This is a genomic window from Lysobacter sp. TY2-98, assembly GCF_003367355.1.
GTDB lineage: Bacteria > Pseudomonadota > Gammaproteobacteria > Xanthomonadales > Xanthomonadaceae > Cognatilysobacter.
Map to the genome: position 1 here is coordinate 3,033,348 of NZ_CP031413.1, position 14,584 is coordinate 3,047,931.

General features: G+C 67.6%; 12 protein-coding genes. 5 read left to right on the forward strand and 7 right to left on the reverse strand.

Annotation, left to right across the window (positions count from 1 at the left end):
- Window positions 1-220 precede the first annotated feature (220 nt).
- Together DWG18_RS14545 and DWG18_RS14550 are read left to right on the forward strand one after the other, a co-directional pair.
- Window positions 221-1,723 (forward strand): MFS transporter, encoded by a 1,503-nt coding sequence (locus tag DWG18_RS14545; RefSeq protein WP_115647853.1) that lies wholly within the window; start codon window positions 221-223, stop codon window positions 1,721-1,723.
- Window positions 1,724-1,758: 35 nt separating this feature from the next.
- Window positions 1,759-3,402, forward strand: a complete 1,644-nt coding sequence (locus DWG18_RS14550; protein WP_240318668.1) for an alpha-amylase family glycosyl hydrolase — start codon at window positions 1,759-1,761, stop codon at window positions 3,400-3,402.
- Window positions 3,403-3,414: 12 nt separating this feature from the next.
- On the opposite strand, the gene DWG18_RS14555 is transcribed toward DWG18_RS14550, so the two are convergent.
- The gene (locus DWG18_RS14555) at window positions 3,415-4,449 is read right to left on the reverse strand and encodes a LacI family DNA-binding transcriptional regulator (protein WP_115647855.1); all 1,035 of its coding nucleotides are present in this window, start codon (window positions 4,447-4,449) and stop codon (window positions 3,415-3,417) included.
- Window positions 4,450-4,681: 232 nt separating this feature from the next.
- Here DWG18_RS14555 and rpoH point away from each other — a divergent pair, with 232 nt between their 5' ends.
- Window positions 4,682-5,569, forward strand: a complete 888-nt coding sequence (rpoH, locus tag DWG18_RS14560) for an RNA polymerase sigma factor RpoH (protein WP_115647856.1) — start codon at window positions 4,682-4,684, stop codon at window positions 5,567-5,569.
- 71 nt (window positions 5,570-5,640) lie between these two features.
- Here the strand turns inward: rpoH and DWG18_RS14565 are convergent, their stop codons facing one another.
- The 4 genes from DWG18_RS14565 to DWG18_RS14580 all read right to left on the reverse strand — a co-directional run bounded on the left by DWG18_RS14565 (window position 5,641) and on the right by DWG18_RS14580 (window position 10,972).
- On the reverse strand, window positions 5,641-6,984 hold the full coding sequence (locus DWG18_RS14565) for an XVIPCD domain-containing protein (RefSeq protein ID WP_162823875.1): 1,344 nt from the start codon (window positions 6,982-6,984) through the stop codon (window positions 5,641-5,643).
- 26 nt (window positions 6,985-7,010) lie between these two features.
- A complete protein-coding gene (locus DWG18_RS14570; protein WP_162823876.1) occupies window positions 7,011-7,634 on the reverse strand; it encodes a hypothetical protein in 624 nt (207 codons plus the stop codon).
- A 92-nt stretch (window positions 7,635-7,726) separates the two neighbouring features.
- Complete coding sequence (gene tal, locus DWG18_RS14575; protein ID WP_115647859.1) at window positions 7,727-8,677, reverse strand: transaldolase; 951 nt, start codon at window positions 8,675-8,677, stop codon at window positions 7,727-7,729.
- 81 nt (window positions 8,678-8,758) lie between these two features.
- Window positions 8,759-10,972, reverse strand: coding sequence for a primosomal protein N' (locus DWG18_RS14580; protein ID WP_115647860.1), 2,214 nt, complete (start codon window positions 10,970-10,972; stop codon window positions 8,759-8,761).
- A gap of 442 nt (window positions 10,973-11,414) precedes the next feature.
- On the opposite strand from DWG18_RS14580, the gene DWG18_RS15350 reads away from it, so the two are divergent.
- Window positions 11,415-12,320, forward strand: a complete 906-nt coding sequence (locus DWG18_RS15350) for a hypothetical protein (protein ID WP_162823877.1) — start codon at window positions 11,415-11,417, stop codon at window positions 12,318-12,320.
- Complete coding sequence (locus DWG18_RS14585) at window positions 12,310-12,948, forward strand: DUF3106 domain-containing protein (RefSeq protein ID WP_162823878.1); 639 nt, start codon at window positions 12,310-12,312, stop codon at window positions 12,946-12,948. Before DWG18_RS15350 ends, DWG18_RS14585 begins: the two co-directional genes overlap by 11 nt.
- 3 nt (window positions 12,949-12,951) lie before the next feature.
- On the opposite strand, the gene DWG18_RS14590 is transcribed toward DWG18_RS14585, so the two are convergent.
- Together DWG18_RS14590 and DWG18_RS14595 are read right to left on the reverse strand one after the other, a co-directional pair.
- Window positions 12,952-13,266: a DUF4286 family protein gene (locus DWG18_RS14590; protein WP_115647862.1), complete on the reverse strand. Its 315-nt coding sequence runs from the start codon at window positions 13,264-13,266 to the stop codon at window positions 12,952-12,954.
- Complete coding sequence (locus DWG18_RS14595) at window positions 13,266-14,567, reverse strand: DUF3667 domain-containing protein (RefSeq protein WP_115647863.1); 1,302 nt, start codon at window positions 14,565-14,567, stop codon at window positions 13,266-13,268. Before DWG18_RS14595 ends, DWG18_RS14590 begins: the two co-directional genes overlap by 1 nt.
- Between the last annotated feature and the right edge of the window lie 17 nt (window positions 14,568-14,584).

Genomic DNA, 14,584 nt, shown 5'->3' on the forward strand with positions numbered 1-14,584 from the left:
GGGAGGATTCCACGCGGGCGGTGGAGGATGACGGCAGTGCGCGGCGCGCCCGTGTTGAATACGTTTGCAGCGGAATTTGTGCAGCCGGGGCGCTGTCTACCATGCCGCGCACATCGTCTGCGGGCGATCGGATGCGCGTGATCGATGTTGCAGCGCACACCGGTTTCTCGCGGACTCCGCGTCACACTCGTCGCACGACTCGACGTTACCCAGGGCATTCATGAATCCCAACACGCAGTCCAAGCCGCGGCTCTCGTTCTGGCAGATCTGGAACATGTGCTTCGGCTTCCTCGGCATCCAGTTCGGTTTCGCACTGCAGAACGCCAACGTCAGCCGCATCTTCCAGACGCTCGGCGCGAACATGGACGACCTGCCGGTGTTGTGGATCGCCGCGCCGCTCACCGGCCTGATCGTGCAGCCCATCGTCGGTCACTTCTCCGATCGCACGTGGACGAGGCTGGGGCGTCGCCGTCCGTACTTCCTTGTTGGCGCGCTGCTCGCCACCGTCGCGCTGCTCGCGATGCCGAACTCGCCGAGCCTGTGGATCGCCGCCGGCCTGCTGTGGATGCTCGACGCATCGATCAACATTTCGATGGAACCGTTCCGTGCCTTCGTCGGCGACCAGTTGCCGGTGGAGCAGCGCGCGACGGGCTATTCGATGCAGAGCTTCTTCATCGGCGTGGGTTCGGTGGTCGCCAGCCTGCTGCCGTACGTGCTCGCGCACTTCGGCGTCGCCAATACAGCGGATGCGGGCCTGGTGCCGGATACGGTGCGCTGGTCGTTCTACGCTGGCGGCGTCGTGCTGGTTGCGGCGATCGCGTGGACGATCATCAGCACGAAGGAATATCCGCCGGAAACGCTGCAGGCCTGGGACGAGGCGCCTGTCATCGCGCCGCGCCCGCGCGATGCGAAGCGCATGGGGACGGCGGCATTCGTCTGGCTTTCGGTCGGTGTTGCACTCCTCGCGCTGGTCTACCTGCGCGGGCTCGACAAGCAGCTCTACATCCTCGGCGGTCTCGTCGCGGCCTACGGCATCGCCTTGCTGCTGCGCGGCGGTTCCGTGATTGGCGGCGCCTTCGCCGAAATCATGGATGACCTGTACGACATGCCGTCGACGATGCGCCAGCTCGCCGTCGTGCAGTTCTTCTCGTGGTTCGCGCTGTTTGCGATGTGGATCTACACCACGCCGGCCGTCGCCGACCTGCACTTCCACAGCACCGACACCACGTCCGCCGCATACAACGAAGGTGCGAATTGGGTCGGCGTGCTGTTCGCCGCCTACAACGGGTTCGCGGCGATCGCAGCGGTCGTCATTCCGAAGATGGTTGCCCGCTGGGGGCTGCGCACGAGCCACCTGATCAATGCCGTGCTCGGCGGACTCGGGCTGGTGTCGATCATGTTCATCCGTGATCCGCACTGGCTGCTGCTGTCGATGGTCGGCGTGGGCTTCGCCTGGGCGTCGATCCTGTCGCTGCCGTACGCGCTGCTGTCCGACAGTGTGCCGGCGAAGAAGATGGGCGTGTACATGGGCATCTTCAATTTCTTCATCGTGATCCCGCAACTCGTCGCGGCGAGCCTGCTCGGCTTCCTGCTGAAAACGATCTTCGGCGGCCATCCGATTTACGCACTCGTGATCGGCGGCATCTCGATGGTGGTCGCGGGCCTCTGCGTGCTGCGCGTACGCGAACCGCAGGGCCACGCCCGCCTGGCGGCCGCACCGTGAGGCGCGCGCTTCTCGCCCTTGCGCTCGCGTTCGCGCTGCCGAGCGTGCATGCGGACGAGGCGTCGGTGTCGGCGCGGCAGTTCGTCGGCACCACCAAGCCGTTCGCGAGCGATGCCATCTACTTCCTGATGACGGACCGCTTCGTCAACGGCGATCCGTCCAACGATCACCGTGAGCAGGGCGGCAAGCTGCTGCACACATTCGATCGGCCGACACCCGGCGCACCCAAAGGCCATAGCGACAACATCGGTTACATGGGCGGTGATTTCAAAGGCGTGTTGAACAACGCCGACTACATCCGCGACATGGGCTTCGGTGCGGTGTGGATCACGCCCATCGTCGATCAGCCCGACGAAGCATTCACAGGCGGCGACCCGGTGAAGTGGGGCGGCATGTGGACCGATCGTGGCAAGACCGGCTATCACGGGTACTGGGGCGACAACTTCTGGGTGCTCGACGAGCATCTGCCGAGCAAGGACCTCGATTTCCGCGGCCTGACGTCCGGGCTGAAGCAGCATGGTTTGAAGACGGTGCTCGACATCGTCTGCAACCACGGCTCGCCGGCGTACACGATGCCGAAGGACCAGCCGAAGTACGGAAAGATCTACGGCCCGCATGGCGAACTCCTCGCCGATCACCAGAACCTGCCGCCGGCCAAGCTCGATCCGAAGAACGACCCGCTGCACCGCTGGTACAACACGTCGGGCGGGCTCGCCCAGCTGTCGGATCTCAACGAGAATGAGCCCGCGGTGCTCGACTACTTCGTGGGCGCGTACTCGCAGTGGATCGACCAGGGCGCCGACGCGTTCCGCATCGACACCATCGGCTGGATGCCGAATTCGTTCTGGCACGCATTCAGCGCACGCATCCGCGCGAAGCGACCGGGCTTCTTCATGTTCGGCGAAGCATTCGACCATGACGCCGCGACGATCGCGCAACACACGCTGCCGCGAAATGCCGACGTCAGTATGCTCGACTTCCCGCTGAAGGAGCGGCTGGTCGAAGCGTTCGGTACGCAGCAGAAGGGCTACGAGCGCGTGGCCGAACGTCTCTATTTGACCGATGGCCCGTACACGAACCCGTACGAGCTGATGACGTTCTACGACAACCACGACATGGCGCGCCTCGACGCGTCGGACTCGGGCTTCATCGACGCGCACAACTTCCTGTTCACCGCGCGCGGCATCCCGGTCATCTACTACGGCTCCGAGGTCGGCTTCGAACGCGGGACCGCCGAGCACACCGGCAACCGCAATTACTTCGGCCAGCAACGCATCGAAGAGGCGAAGAAGAATCCGATTCACGACGCGCTGCGTCGAATTGCGAAAGTGCGCGCGGCCACGCCGGCGTTGCAGCGCGGCCTGCAACTCAACCTCGAGTTCAAGGGCGACCACGCGGCGTTCTATCGCGTGGTCCAGACCGGTGACGCGCAACAGACCGCGCTCGTGCTGCTCAACAAGGGCAACGCGCCAACGCAGTTCCACGTCGACCGCTGGATGCAGGCGGGCACGTGGCGTGCGCAGCTTGCGGGTACTTCGACGCAGATCGCTCGCGGCGGCGCGCTCGACGCGACGGTCCCGGCGCACGGCGTCGAGGTCTACGTGCTCGATGGCGCGATCACGAACGATGAACTGCGCACGGCCCTGCAGGACGCGGAGCGCCGCAAGACGCGGCAGTGATCGGCGTCGCGCTCAGCCGAGCGTGAACGAGGATTTGCGGACCACCAGCGACGCCGGCAGCATCGCGCTCTCGGCGTGCTCGTCGCGCACCAGCTGCATCAGCGTCGCCACCAGCAGCTGGCCGGCCTTCGTCGTGTCCTGCATCACCGTCGTCAACGGCGGCGTGGTGAAGCGCGCCATCGGGATGTCGTCGAAACCGACCACCGAGACGTCGTGCGGAATGCGGATCCCGGCCTCGTGCAGCGCGCGCATGGCGCCGATGGCGATGAGGTCGCTGGCCCCGAAGATCGCGTCGAACGGGCGGCCGCGCGCGAGCAGCTGGGTCGCGGCGATGTAGCCGGCTTCCTCGCTGGTCTCGGCGTCGACCTGCAGAGCCGGATCGAGTCTCAGGCCGGCGGCCTCGAGCGCGGCGGCGCAGCCGCGGTAGCGGTCGAGGAATTCCGGGTAATGCGAGGACGCGTGGCCCAGGAAGGCGACGGTGCGCCGGCCGCAGGCGACCAGGTGCTGCCCGGCGAGCTTGCCGCCGTGGACGTTGTCGCAGCCGATCGACACGCCGGGCTGGTCGGCGTCGACCGCGCCCCAGCGAACGAAGTGGGTGCCGCGCTCGACCAGCGCCGACAACTTGTCGCGGTAGAGCTCGTAGTCGCCGTAGCCGAGCAGGATCAGCCCGTCGGCCTTCATCGAGTCCTCGTAGTCCGAGTGCCAGTCGTCCGACAGCTGCTGGAACGAGACCAGCAGGTCCTGCCCGTGGCGGGCGCAGGCGCGGGTGATCGAGCCCAGCATCGACAGGAAGAACGGGTTGATGTGCGACTCGTCGGGGGTCGGGTCCTCGAACAGCAGCAGGGCGAGGGTGCCGGACTTCTGGGTCCGCAGGCTCGAGGCCCGGCGGTCCACCTTGTAATTGAGCTCCCGGGCGACCGCCTCGACCCGCTTGCGGGTCTCCTCGTTCACCAGCGGGCTGCCGCGGAGCACGCGGGAGACGGTCGCCTGGGACACGCCGGCCCGGTAGGCGATGTCGAACGAGGTCGGCTTGGTTCGCTTGGTCATGCCGGCGGGAGTGTAGCTGTGGGCCGCCGTCCACCGGCGACCCTGCCATCGGTCAGGGCTGGAAAAGCGGCCTTGGGGTCCACATGACGGGAGTTGAGTCCCATACCGCCGGTTTTACGCGACGCAAACGAATCGATCGTCAGACTTCCGCCTCCGTCGTCCCACGAATGCAACGGTCCGGAACTTCCAGACCCTTTAGCAGTCGAATACCCCGACTGCTAACCTAGAGCCTATGACCCAGACAGCCTCCACTGCTCTCGTCACCAACAACCTGCCGACCGTCGCGTCGGTGGGTCTGAGCCCGCTTGGCTCGCTCGAGGCATATATCGGGGCGGTGAATCGCATTCCGGTGCTCAGCGTCGACGACGAACAGCGCCTTGCGCGCCGTTATCGCGACGAGGAAGACCTCGACGCCGCGCGTGAGCTCGTGCACTCGCACCTGCGCTTCGTCGTGCACGTCGCGCGCGGCTACAACGGCTACGGCCTCGGCATCGGTGACCTTATCCAGGAAGGCAACATCGGCCTGATGAAGGCCGTGAAGCGCTTCGATCCGGATCAGGGCGTACGCCTCGTGTCGTTCGCGGTCCATTGGATCCGTGCGGAGATGCACGAGTTCATCCTGAAAAACTGGCGCATCGTGAAGGTCGCCACGACCAAGGCGCAGCGCAAGCTGTTCTTCAACCTGCGCAAGAGCAAGAAGCGCCTCGGTTGGATGAACGCCGACGAGGTGCGCGCGGTCGCCGCCGACCTCAACGTGTCCGAGCGCGAAGTGCTCGAGATGGAATCGCGCCTGTCAGGTCGTGACATCGGCTTCGACGCGCCGGACGATGGTGACGAGGACGGTCCGCCGTCGCCGGTTGCCTACCTCGCCGCGCAGGGCGAAGACCCGTCGCAGCTGTACGAGCGCGAGGACGAAGAGGACAACCACCTCGAAGTGCTGCGCGAAGGCCTGGCCGAGCTTGACGCGCGCTCGCGCGACATCGTCAAGCGTCGCTGGCTCGACAGCGAAGCGAAGGTGACGCTGCAGGAACTCGCCGACGAATACGGCGTCTCTGCCGAGCGCATTCGCCAGATCGAGGCGAACGCGCTCAAGAAGATGCGCGCGCTGTTCGCGGCGTAAGCGACGTCATTCGATGTTCTCGTGAACGGCCCGGGAAACCGGGCCGTTTGCTTTTGCGTCGTGCGATCCCGTCAGTGCGACAGTGACGGGGCGGGTGCTGTATGCACCTGAGTGAACTGCGGATCCTGGCGCTGCGCCTGAACGTTCACCGCGACCTCGTGCAGCTGGCGACTGCTCTCGGCGATCGACTGCGTCGACGCCTGCCGCGCACTGATGGCATCCGTCGCGCGGTTGAGACCCGGCTCGTCACGCACCGGGCTGACCTGCACGCCGCGAACGAGCGTTCCGCTGGTGTTGAACTCGACGCGATCGATGCGGCTGAGGCCGTCGCGAACGAGTTCGGCGGCGAGCGCGGCGGCAATGCGTTCGCTATGCGGGCCGGAGTGGATGCCGCGCGCGTGCTCTGCTTCACGGACCTTTTCGAGCGTGTTCTCGAAAAGCGCGTGGTTCGGATTCGGCGGTGACGTGACGAGCGCTGCCTCGGCAGCGTGGAGCGCCGCTTGTGTCCGCGTTCCAAAAGTACCGTGCTTGTCGTCGATGTGGTGGTCGCGCTGGAAGGCTTGCAGCGCTTCGCGGGTGTGCACTCCCAAGTGGCCGTCTGCAGCGATGTGCCGGCCATGCGCGTCGCGATAGCCAAGACGGTCCAGCGCAAGCTGCATGGCGTGCACCGATGCCTCGCGCTCGCCAGCGGTCGACGCTTGATGCACCGCCTGCGGCCGATGTGCGGCCGGATGTGCCTGATGCGCGTTTGGCGACGGGGCCTGCGGCGCAGGCGGCTGTGCCCCCTGCGCATGTGCACCATGTCCGAGGTGCTCCGCCCACGCACGTGCCGCACCACGACGGGCGTCGAGGCCGTTCGCGCCGCCATTGATGTCCCGGGTCGCGAGGTCGACGTCAAACTGGTGCCCGTTCGGGCGGACACGATCGTTCCAGTACGTGATCGCGATGCGCGCGGCGATGTCGCGGTCGGCCGCGAGCTCCGGATGACCGACCAGGTCAACCCCGAGGCGTCGACCCATCGACTCGTAGTGATCACGGCCGGTGAGCTGCACGTAGCCGCGCCCTCGGAACCGCCACCCATCGTCCGGCTCGATATTGCCGAGATTCCGTGCGCCCCACGTGCCGCCGTAAACGGCATTCGCAATCGCGCGATCGCCGCCCTGCGTGATCGCGCGCGCTTCGTCGATGGTCGTCAGCCCGTTACGGCCGTCATGCCAATGCCCTTTGCGATCCCTGTGCGGCCCGAAAACTTCGAGGAGCCGCTCAGCCGAATAGTGCGTACTTTCTTCCATCCGGTGGAAACCGCCGCATTCCACCTGCATCTGGCCCATGAAGTTGGCCAGTTCGCGCGGGTCGGTGATGCCTGCAAGGCGTGCCTTTTCCAGCAGGAACTCAGCGTTGGGGTTGGAGTGCATATCGAATCCTTTCGATGCTTTGGGGTTTAGAGCGATGCCTTCTGGACCTTCGCGTCCGTCGGCCACTGGCGCGTTGCACGCAGTATGTCGAGCGATTCGGTTTCCCGGAGGCTGTCTGGCGCGCATTGCAGATCGGCGATCTTTCCGCCGTCCGCGTTCAAGATCGCTATGCCGGAGCGCGCGAGGTCATCGCGGCCCGCCACGGAATACAGAGCGTAGGTCGTTCCTTCCCGCTGGAAGGAGTACGCATACCCGCCGGTGTCGCCCGCGAACATCAAGGGCGTTCGGGAGAACGTCGGTGTGTCGCCCGCGCTGCTGACCTGTTCCAGTTCGACATTGGACGGCGTTCCGAACCGGTAGCGCGTTGTTGCGGCGGTCTTCGCGGTCGAGCAAAGGCTCACCGACTTGCCGGACGCCGCGATCGTGCAGCCGAACAGAAGTTCCTCGTCGCTCGCGCAGGCCAACACATCGCCCGCCTTGCTCGCGGTGGGGTGGTCGACGGGCGTGCTGGACGGAGCGGGCGGCTCGCCTGCTGCGCGTGCCGACGGCGCTGGTGGCGTGGCGTCGCCTTGAGGCGTCGACGTCGGGCTGCAGGCACTCAGCGCTATAGAAACGCAGGCCACACTTAGTGGCCGGAAGAATCGATCCATGACGGTTCCTGTGAAGTCCATTACGGGATGACATGCATTTAACGACGATGCCAGCGCCTTGATCGCTGCACCGGTATACGGCCCTGCTTGGGCTAGCGTACTCGCGAATCGAGCAATTGCTCCAGCTTCAGCTGATCCTGCGCGAACTTGCGAATGCCGTCGGCGAGCTTCTCGTTCGCCATCGCGTCCTCGTTGTGCTGCCAGCGGAACTGCGCTTCATTGATGTGGCTCGGAGCCGGCTCGCGCGCGCCGTCGTCGACGAGCGCGCGGTCGAGCAGCGCATCGCTGGTCTCCAGTTCGGCGAGGAGTTCGGGCGAGATCGTGAGGCGGTCGCAGCCGGCGAGCGCGGTGATCTGGCCGATGTTGCGGAAGCTCGCGCCCATCACGACGGTGTCGTAGCCGTGGCGTTTGTACCACTGCCAGATGCGGGTGACGGATTGCACGCCGGGGTCCTCCTGCGGCGTTGCGGGCTTGGCGGCGCCGTTGGCGATGTACCAGTCGTAGATGCGGCCGACGAAGGGCGAGATCAGGAAGACGCCGGCTTCGGCGCACGCAATGGCCTGCGCGAACGAGAACAGCAGCGTGAGGTTGCAATGGATGCCATCGCGTTCGAGACGCTCGGCGGCGCGGATGCCTTCCCAGGTCGACGCGATCTTGATCAGAAGGCGATCGCGGCCGACGCCCACGGCGTCGTAGAGTTCGACGAGACGACGCGCTTTCGCGACGGTTGCTTCGGTGTCGAAGCTCAGGCGCGCGTCGACTTCGGTGGAGACGCGACCGGGAACGATCTTGAGGATCTCGTTGCCGATGGCCACGGCGAGGCGATCGGATGCATCGGCAACACGTGCGTCGTGGTCGCTGCCCGCTGCGGATGCAAGCGCGGCGTCGACCAGCGGTGCATACGCGGGCAGCGCGGCGGCTTTCAGCAGCAGCGACGGATTGGTGGTCGCGTCGAGCGGGCGGAAGCGGGCGATGGCATCGATGTCACCGGTGTCGGCGACGACGGCGGACATCTCGCGCAGCTGGTCGAGCAGGGACGGCATGGGCAACTCCCGGATACGAACGGGGATTGTGCATGGCGTCGCGCGGGCGTGCCATCGAGCAGCCTGGCCCACGCCGGAGTATCAGTAGAGATCCACCGGGTCGACGTCGAGCGACCACCGCACCTTGCGCGCTTCGGGCAGTTCGCGGATCGCAGGCAACGCGGCGTCGAGCGCGGCATGCAACGCAGGACGCGCGTTCGACGACACCACGAGCTGCGCGCGCTGGTAGCCGGCGCGTCGTGGCATCGGCGCGGGAATCGGGCCCTGCGCGGTGAGCACGCCGCCGGGCGACGACGCCTCGAGATGGCCCCGTGCCTGCGCGAGGAACGCATTCGCGATGTGCATGTCGCGCGCTTCGGCGCGGAACATCGCCATGTAGGCGAACGGCGGAAATTGCGCGTGTTCGCGCAGCGCGAGTTCTTCGTCGGCGAAGCGCGTGTAGCCGCCGGTGAGCAGCGTCTGCAGCAGCGGGTGATCGGGATGGTGCGTCTGCAGCAGCACTTCACCGGGCTGGTCGGCGCGCCCGGCGCGGCCGGCGACCTGGATGAGCAGTTGCGCGAGCTTCTCCGGCGCGCGGAAGTCGGCGGAAAACAGCCCTTCGTCGATGCCGACGACGGCGACCAGCGTGAGGCCCGGGAGGTCGTGGCCTTTCGCGAGCATCTGCGTACCGACGAGGATGCCGGGGCCGTCACCGAGCGCGTCGAGGTGGCCCGAGAGTGCGTCGCGATTGCGCGTGGTGCCTTTGTCGATGCGCACGACCGACACCTGCGGGAAGCGTGCGGCGAGCGTTTCCTCGAGTTTCTCGGTGCCTGCACCCTGCGGTTGCAACGCAAGGCCGCCGCAATCGGGACATGCATCCGGTGCACGACGCGCGGTGCCGCAGTGATGGCACTGCAGCCGCCGACCTTTCGCATGCACCGTCATCGACGCGTCGCAACGCGGGCATTCCGCGGTCCAGCCGCAGTCGTGGCACAGCAGCACGGGTGCATAGCCGCGCCGGTTCTTGAACACCAGCGCCTGGCCGCCCGACGCGAGCGTGCGCGACAGCGTCTCGATCAGCTCGTTCGACAGGCCGGCATCCAGCGCGCGCTTGCGCACGTCGACGACGCGAACCGCCGGCGGCTTCGCCACGCCGGCACGGTGACGCAACTGCAGATGCGTATAGCGACCGATGCGCGCGTTGCGCAGCGATTCCAGCGACGGGGTCGCGCTGCCGAGCACCACCGGAACGCCAAGCGCATGGCCGCGATAGAGCGCGAAGTCGCGTGCGTGGTAGCGGATGCCGTCGAGCTGCTTGTAGCTGCCGTCGTGTTCCTCGTCGACGACGATGAGGCCGGCGTCGGGCAACGGCAGGAACACCGCGCTGCGCGTGCCCACGACGACGCGCGCCTGGCCCCGCAGGCAGGCGGCCCACGTGCGTGCGCGCTCGCCGTCGGACAGGCCGGAGTGCAGCGCGTACACGGGCACGCCGAGGCGCGCACGGAAGCGGGCGAGGGTCTGCGGGGTCAGGCCGATCTCGGGCACCAGCACCAGGGCCTGCTTGCCGCGTGCGAGGCAGTCGGCGATCGCATGCAGGTAGACCTCGGTCTTGCCGCTGCCGGTGATGCCGTCGAGCAGGAACGCGTTGAAGGTGTCGCGCGAGTCCAGGATCGCGCCGATCGCCGCACGCTGTTCGTCGTTGGGCTCGGGTCCATCGCGCGCGGGCGTCGCGGCGGGCGACATGACGAGGGATTCGACGAGCCCGCGCTCGTCGAGGCTGCGCAGCGCGGCGCGCCAGTCGTCGAGCAGGCTGTCCAGCTCATCTTCGGCGACGGCGCCATCGCCGAGGCGCTCGGCGAGGCGGCGCGGTCGCCCCGCACGCATCTTCGGTAGCGCGTCGATACCGGCGGCGCTCAGGCGCCAGCCGATGCGGTCCGTCGCGGGCAGGGGTTCGCCGTGGCGCAGCAGCGTCGGCAGGGCCGTGGCGACGATCTCGCCGAACGGCTCGTGCGTGTAGTGCGCCAGCCAGCGCAGGGAATCCCAGATCTCGCCGGCGAGCAGCGGCTGCGCGTCCAGGCGCGCGAGCGCGGGCTTGAGCTCGGCGCCCTCGTCGTCCGGCGCACCCATCGCGGCGATCACGCCGACGCGCTCGCGCGTCCCGAACGGCACCCGCACGCGACAGCCGACGACGTCTCCGCCGGGGTCGTCCGCAGGCGGCAGATAGTCGAACAGCCGTGGCAGCGGCAGGCCGCCGATCGCGACTTTCCACACCGCGTCAGCGGCAGGAACGGGGCGAGGGGCGGGCGGCGTCGGCATCGGGGAAGTCTAGGGGGCCGCGGCCGCTCGGCGCGTTGCGAGCTTGGGGGGCATTGCTCGCGTCGGGATCATGAATCGAACGTAAGTCCGCGCCCGTATTGAAGAACGGCCCTTATCCACATCGCGTGTGGATAAGTCTGTGAATGGAGTGCGGGGCGCACTGCGCAAGCCCGTAAAGACGGGCAGCGGCCGTGGGTTGGCGAAAAAATCGCCAAGGCGGATATTTCCTTCACAATCAAATACTTGGGCGTGAAACACGCGTGTAATCCTGCGGCTACGACGTCGCAAATGCTGCGAATGACGGCTGCGTGACGGCTGTGCACAACGCTTTTGGCCGTGGAACCGCGTCACACAAGGCTGGAGCCGTGAAGAAGGCATCTGTCAAGCCGGCTTTCACGGCATCCGGCGAGGTTCCGACGAACGCGACGGCTATCATCCCGGCATGTCGTCCCCCGCCCCGGCGCCCGCTCCGGCGCTCGCCCAACCCGCCGCCCTGGCCGCCTTCCTGCGCGGCGTGGATCGCCGCGCGGCGGTCCTCGCCGAGCTGCAGACCGGCTCGTCGTCGATCGGTGATGCCGCCCTGACCCGCGCCATGGCGGTGTTCCGCGAGGCGGCCCTGGACGCCCCGATGGCGGACTGGCCGACGCTGTTCTGGCGCACGCTGCTGGCCCAGCCCGCGTTACGGACCGCCCGCGACGGCGCGCGCCTGGGCCTGCCGCCGTCGTCGCCCGCCGTGCGCGCCGCGTTGCTGCTGCGGGTGGCGGCAGGGCTCGACGAGCCGACCGCGGCTGCGGTGATGGGGGTCGCGCCCGAGGTCCAGCGCGAGGCAGTGATCCGCGCGCTGCCGAAGCTGGCCGACGGCGGCCCCGATGCCACGGCCTGGACGCGCCTGCAGCGCGAGGCGCAGCAGCGTCTTCGCGAGCTGCCCGCCGATCGCGCGCTCGAACTCGCGCGCATCCGCGAAGGCGCATTGGCGGGCACCACCGAACGCTTCTTCCCGCAGCGTCGCGACCACCGCTGGCGCTGGGTCGCCGGGCTGGCCGCCGCGGTCGCGCTCGGGCTGGTCGGCACGCGCTACCTCGGCGGCGCGGGCGATGTCGTGCGCGTGGTCCCGTTGCCGTCCGCTGGCGAACCGGCGAGCCGCTACGCGCGCGAATCGGGCCTGATCGCCCACCCCGATTTCGAACTGCTGGCCGATCCGGATGGTGAAAAGCTCGCGCACGACGCCGCTTTCCTCAGCTGGATGGTCGGTCATCCCGCCCGCCCGGCATCGACCACCACCGCGACCGACGCGACCGCGACGACGCCCGACATTCCGGAAACCAGCGAGGCCACCGATGCGCCGTAAGGCACGCATCGCGCTGCTGTTCGCATCGTTGCTCGGTGCCGGCGCGTCGATGGCCGCCGCGACGTTGCCGGACGACCTCCAGGACGTCGCAGCGCTGTTGCAGCCGTTGCAGCGCGCCGCGCTGCAGGCGCATGCGCGCGTCTGGGCAACCTGGGATGCGGACCACCGCGCGGCGTTCACCGCGCGCGCCGATCGCTGGGATCGCCTGCCCCCGCTGGAGCGCGGCGAGCGGCGCGCCGACTGGCAGGCCTGGCGCCAGCTGCCGCAGGACGAACAGGCGCGCGTGCGTGCCGCCGCGGCGCAGTACCTCGCGATGGACGCTGCGACCCAGCATGCGCTGCACGCCGAGTTCGACGCACTCGATCTCAGCGAGCGCCATGGCTGGCGACTGGGTCCGACGCTCGGCGCCGACTATCCGCGCCTGCAGCCGTTGCTGGCGCAGGTACCGCTCGACGAACACCTCGACCTCGTGCGCACCCTGCGCGCGATGACGCCGGAGGATCGCGACCGTCTGGCCGTGATCGTGCAGCGCACACCGCCGCAGGCGCGCGAGGCGTTGCGGCGTGAGCTGGTGTCGACGTCCGACGCGAATCGCGCGGCGTGGTTGCTGCAGCGCCTGGAGCGCTGATCATCAGGCGAAGCGGTCGAGCGGGCGCATCACGCGTCGCTGCAGGCGCACGCGATCACCGAAGCGTGCGACGCCTTCGGCGCGCAGGCGCGGCGCATGCGAGCGCAGGTAGGAGTCGAGCGCATCGGCGTCGATCAGCCGGTAGCGCATGCACACGCGCAGGCGGTCGGCGTCGTCCGGATCCAGCACTTCGTCCACGTCCGCACCGGTGAAGCCGGGAAGCGCCAGGATTTCGGCGACGTGCGCCTGCAGCCATTCGAGGTACTGCGCGCGGATGTTCGCGTCGACGTCGGCGGTGACTTCGTAGGTGAGCATCATCAGTGTCCGCTCGTGAGGCCGGCGAAGACGGTGTAAGTCGCCGCCAGCATGATCAGGAACTGGTAGAGGAACGCGACGACGAAATACTTGCCCGTCGTGATCGCCCAGTGCTGTCCGTACACGCGGTGCTGCATCAGCAGCAGGTAGATGGCAGCCCACAGCCACAGCAACAGCGTTAGCGGCACTGTGAGGGCGGCCGACAACGGCGACAGTCCGAGGATGAAGCTGCCGAGCAGCGTGAGCAGCAGGAACGCGTGGCTGTACAGCGCGACGACGAGGTGTTCGAGATACGTGCGACCGCTGCGGATGTAGAGCACCTTCAGCATCAGCGCGAACAGGGGCAGCATCAGGAAGAGCGCCGACGGCACGGCGGCCAGCATCAGCTGGAAGATGTAGCCGCTGTTGTTCTGCATGCGGTCGACGTTGTCCGCGAAGTTCGCGACGCGATGGTTGAACCAGCGATCGCCGAAGTCCGGCAGCCACGGGATGTCGGCCGGGTTGGTCTTCGCATCCCACGGCAGCTTCGGATCCTTGAGCTGGGCGCCGTTGATGCCGCGCATCATCTTGTCCATCGACTCGCGCGTGTCGTCGCCATCGCCATCGTCATCGGCGACGTCATCGTGCTTCGAGCGCTTCTTCGCACCGGCCCGATCGGCGTCGACTACGCCGGGCGTCACGCTGAGCGATACACCGTTCGGTTTGTCGGACGCCGCGGTGCCCGCGGCCGTTGTGCCCGCAGTCGGCGGCGCGTGCTTACGCAGCTCGGCGATGCGCGCGGCGGCCTGCGCGCGCGCCTTCGCTTCGGCCTCGTCCATGGCGTGCGCCATGAACGGCACATCCTTGATCTTGGTGCGTGCCTGCGCGATGCCGGCGAGCGTGTCGTCGAGCTTCTTCTGCACGTCGGCTTCGGTCTTCGCCGCCGCGAACGTCGAGTTGCCGGTGCCGGCGTCGACGACCTGGACCTTGGTCTTGTCCTTGTTCGACGTGTCGCCGTCGTCGCTCACCGTCAGCCGGCCGACGAAGAACGTGATCACGACCAGCACCAGGAACACGCGCAGCGGCGGGATGTAGCGCACGCGCTGGCCGCGCAGGTAGTTGCAGGCGACGCGGCCGGGATAGAGCAGGTCGCGCATGGTGCGGAACGCGCGGCCGTCGAGATGCCAGAACGATTCGAACACCTCCTCGACGGCGTGCGAGAAGCTGCTCATCGGGTTGTGCGCGTTCTGCCCGCAGGCATGGCAGTAGTGGCCCTGCAGCACGGTGCCGCAGTTCTCACAGGCGGTAATGGCGTCGGCGGTCATCGCGGTCCCCTCGCGGT

Excerpts from the sequence above, each read along its gene's own strand:
- DWG18_RS14545 (WP_115647853.1), top strand. The coding sequence starts at position 221 with ATGAATCCCAACACGCAGTCCAAGCCGCGGCTCTCGTTCTGGCAGATC.
- DWG18_RS14555 (WP_115647855.1), bottom strand. The coding sequence starts at position 4,449 with ATGACCAAGCGAACCAAGCCGACCTCGTTCGACATCGCCTACCGGGCC.
- rpoH (WP_115647856.1), top strand. The coding sequence starts at position 4,682 with ATGACCCAGACAGCCTCCACTGCTCTCGTCACCAACAACCTGCCGACC.
- DWG18_RS14565 (WP_162823875.1), bottom strand. The coding sequence starts at position 6,984 with ATGCACTCCAACCCCAACGCTGAGTTCCTGCTGGAAAAGGCACGCCTT.
- DWG18_RS14570 (WP_162823876.1), bottom strand. The coding sequence starts at position 7,634 with ATGGATCGATTCTTCCGGCCACTAAGTGTGGCCTGCGTTTCTATAGCG.
- tal (WP_115647859.1), bottom strand. The coding sequence starts at position 8,677 with ATGCCGTCCCTGCTCGACCAGCTGCGCGAGATGTCCGCCGTCGTCGCC.
- DWG18_RS14580 (WP_115647860.1), bottom strand. The coding sequence starts at position 10,972 with ATGCCGACGCCGCCCGCCCCTCGCCCCGTTCCTGCCGCTGACGCGGTG.
- DWG18_RS15350 (WP_162823877.1), top strand. The coding sequence starts at position 11,415 with ATGTCGTCCCCCGCCCCGGCGCCCGCTCCGGCGCTCGCCCAACCCGCC.
- DWG18_RS14585 (WP_162823878.1), top strand. The coding sequence starts at position 12,310 with ATGCGCCGTAAGGCACGCATCGCGCTGCTGTTCGCATCGTTGCTCGGT.
- DWG18_RS14590 (WP_115647862.1), bottom strand. The coding sequence starts at position 13,266 with ATGATGCTCACCTACGAAGTCACCGCCGACGTCGACGCGAACATCCGC.
- DWG18_RS14595 (WP_115647863.1), bottom strand. The coding sequence starts at position 14,567 with ATGACCGCCGACGCCATTACCGCCTGTGAGAACTGCGGCACCGTGCTG.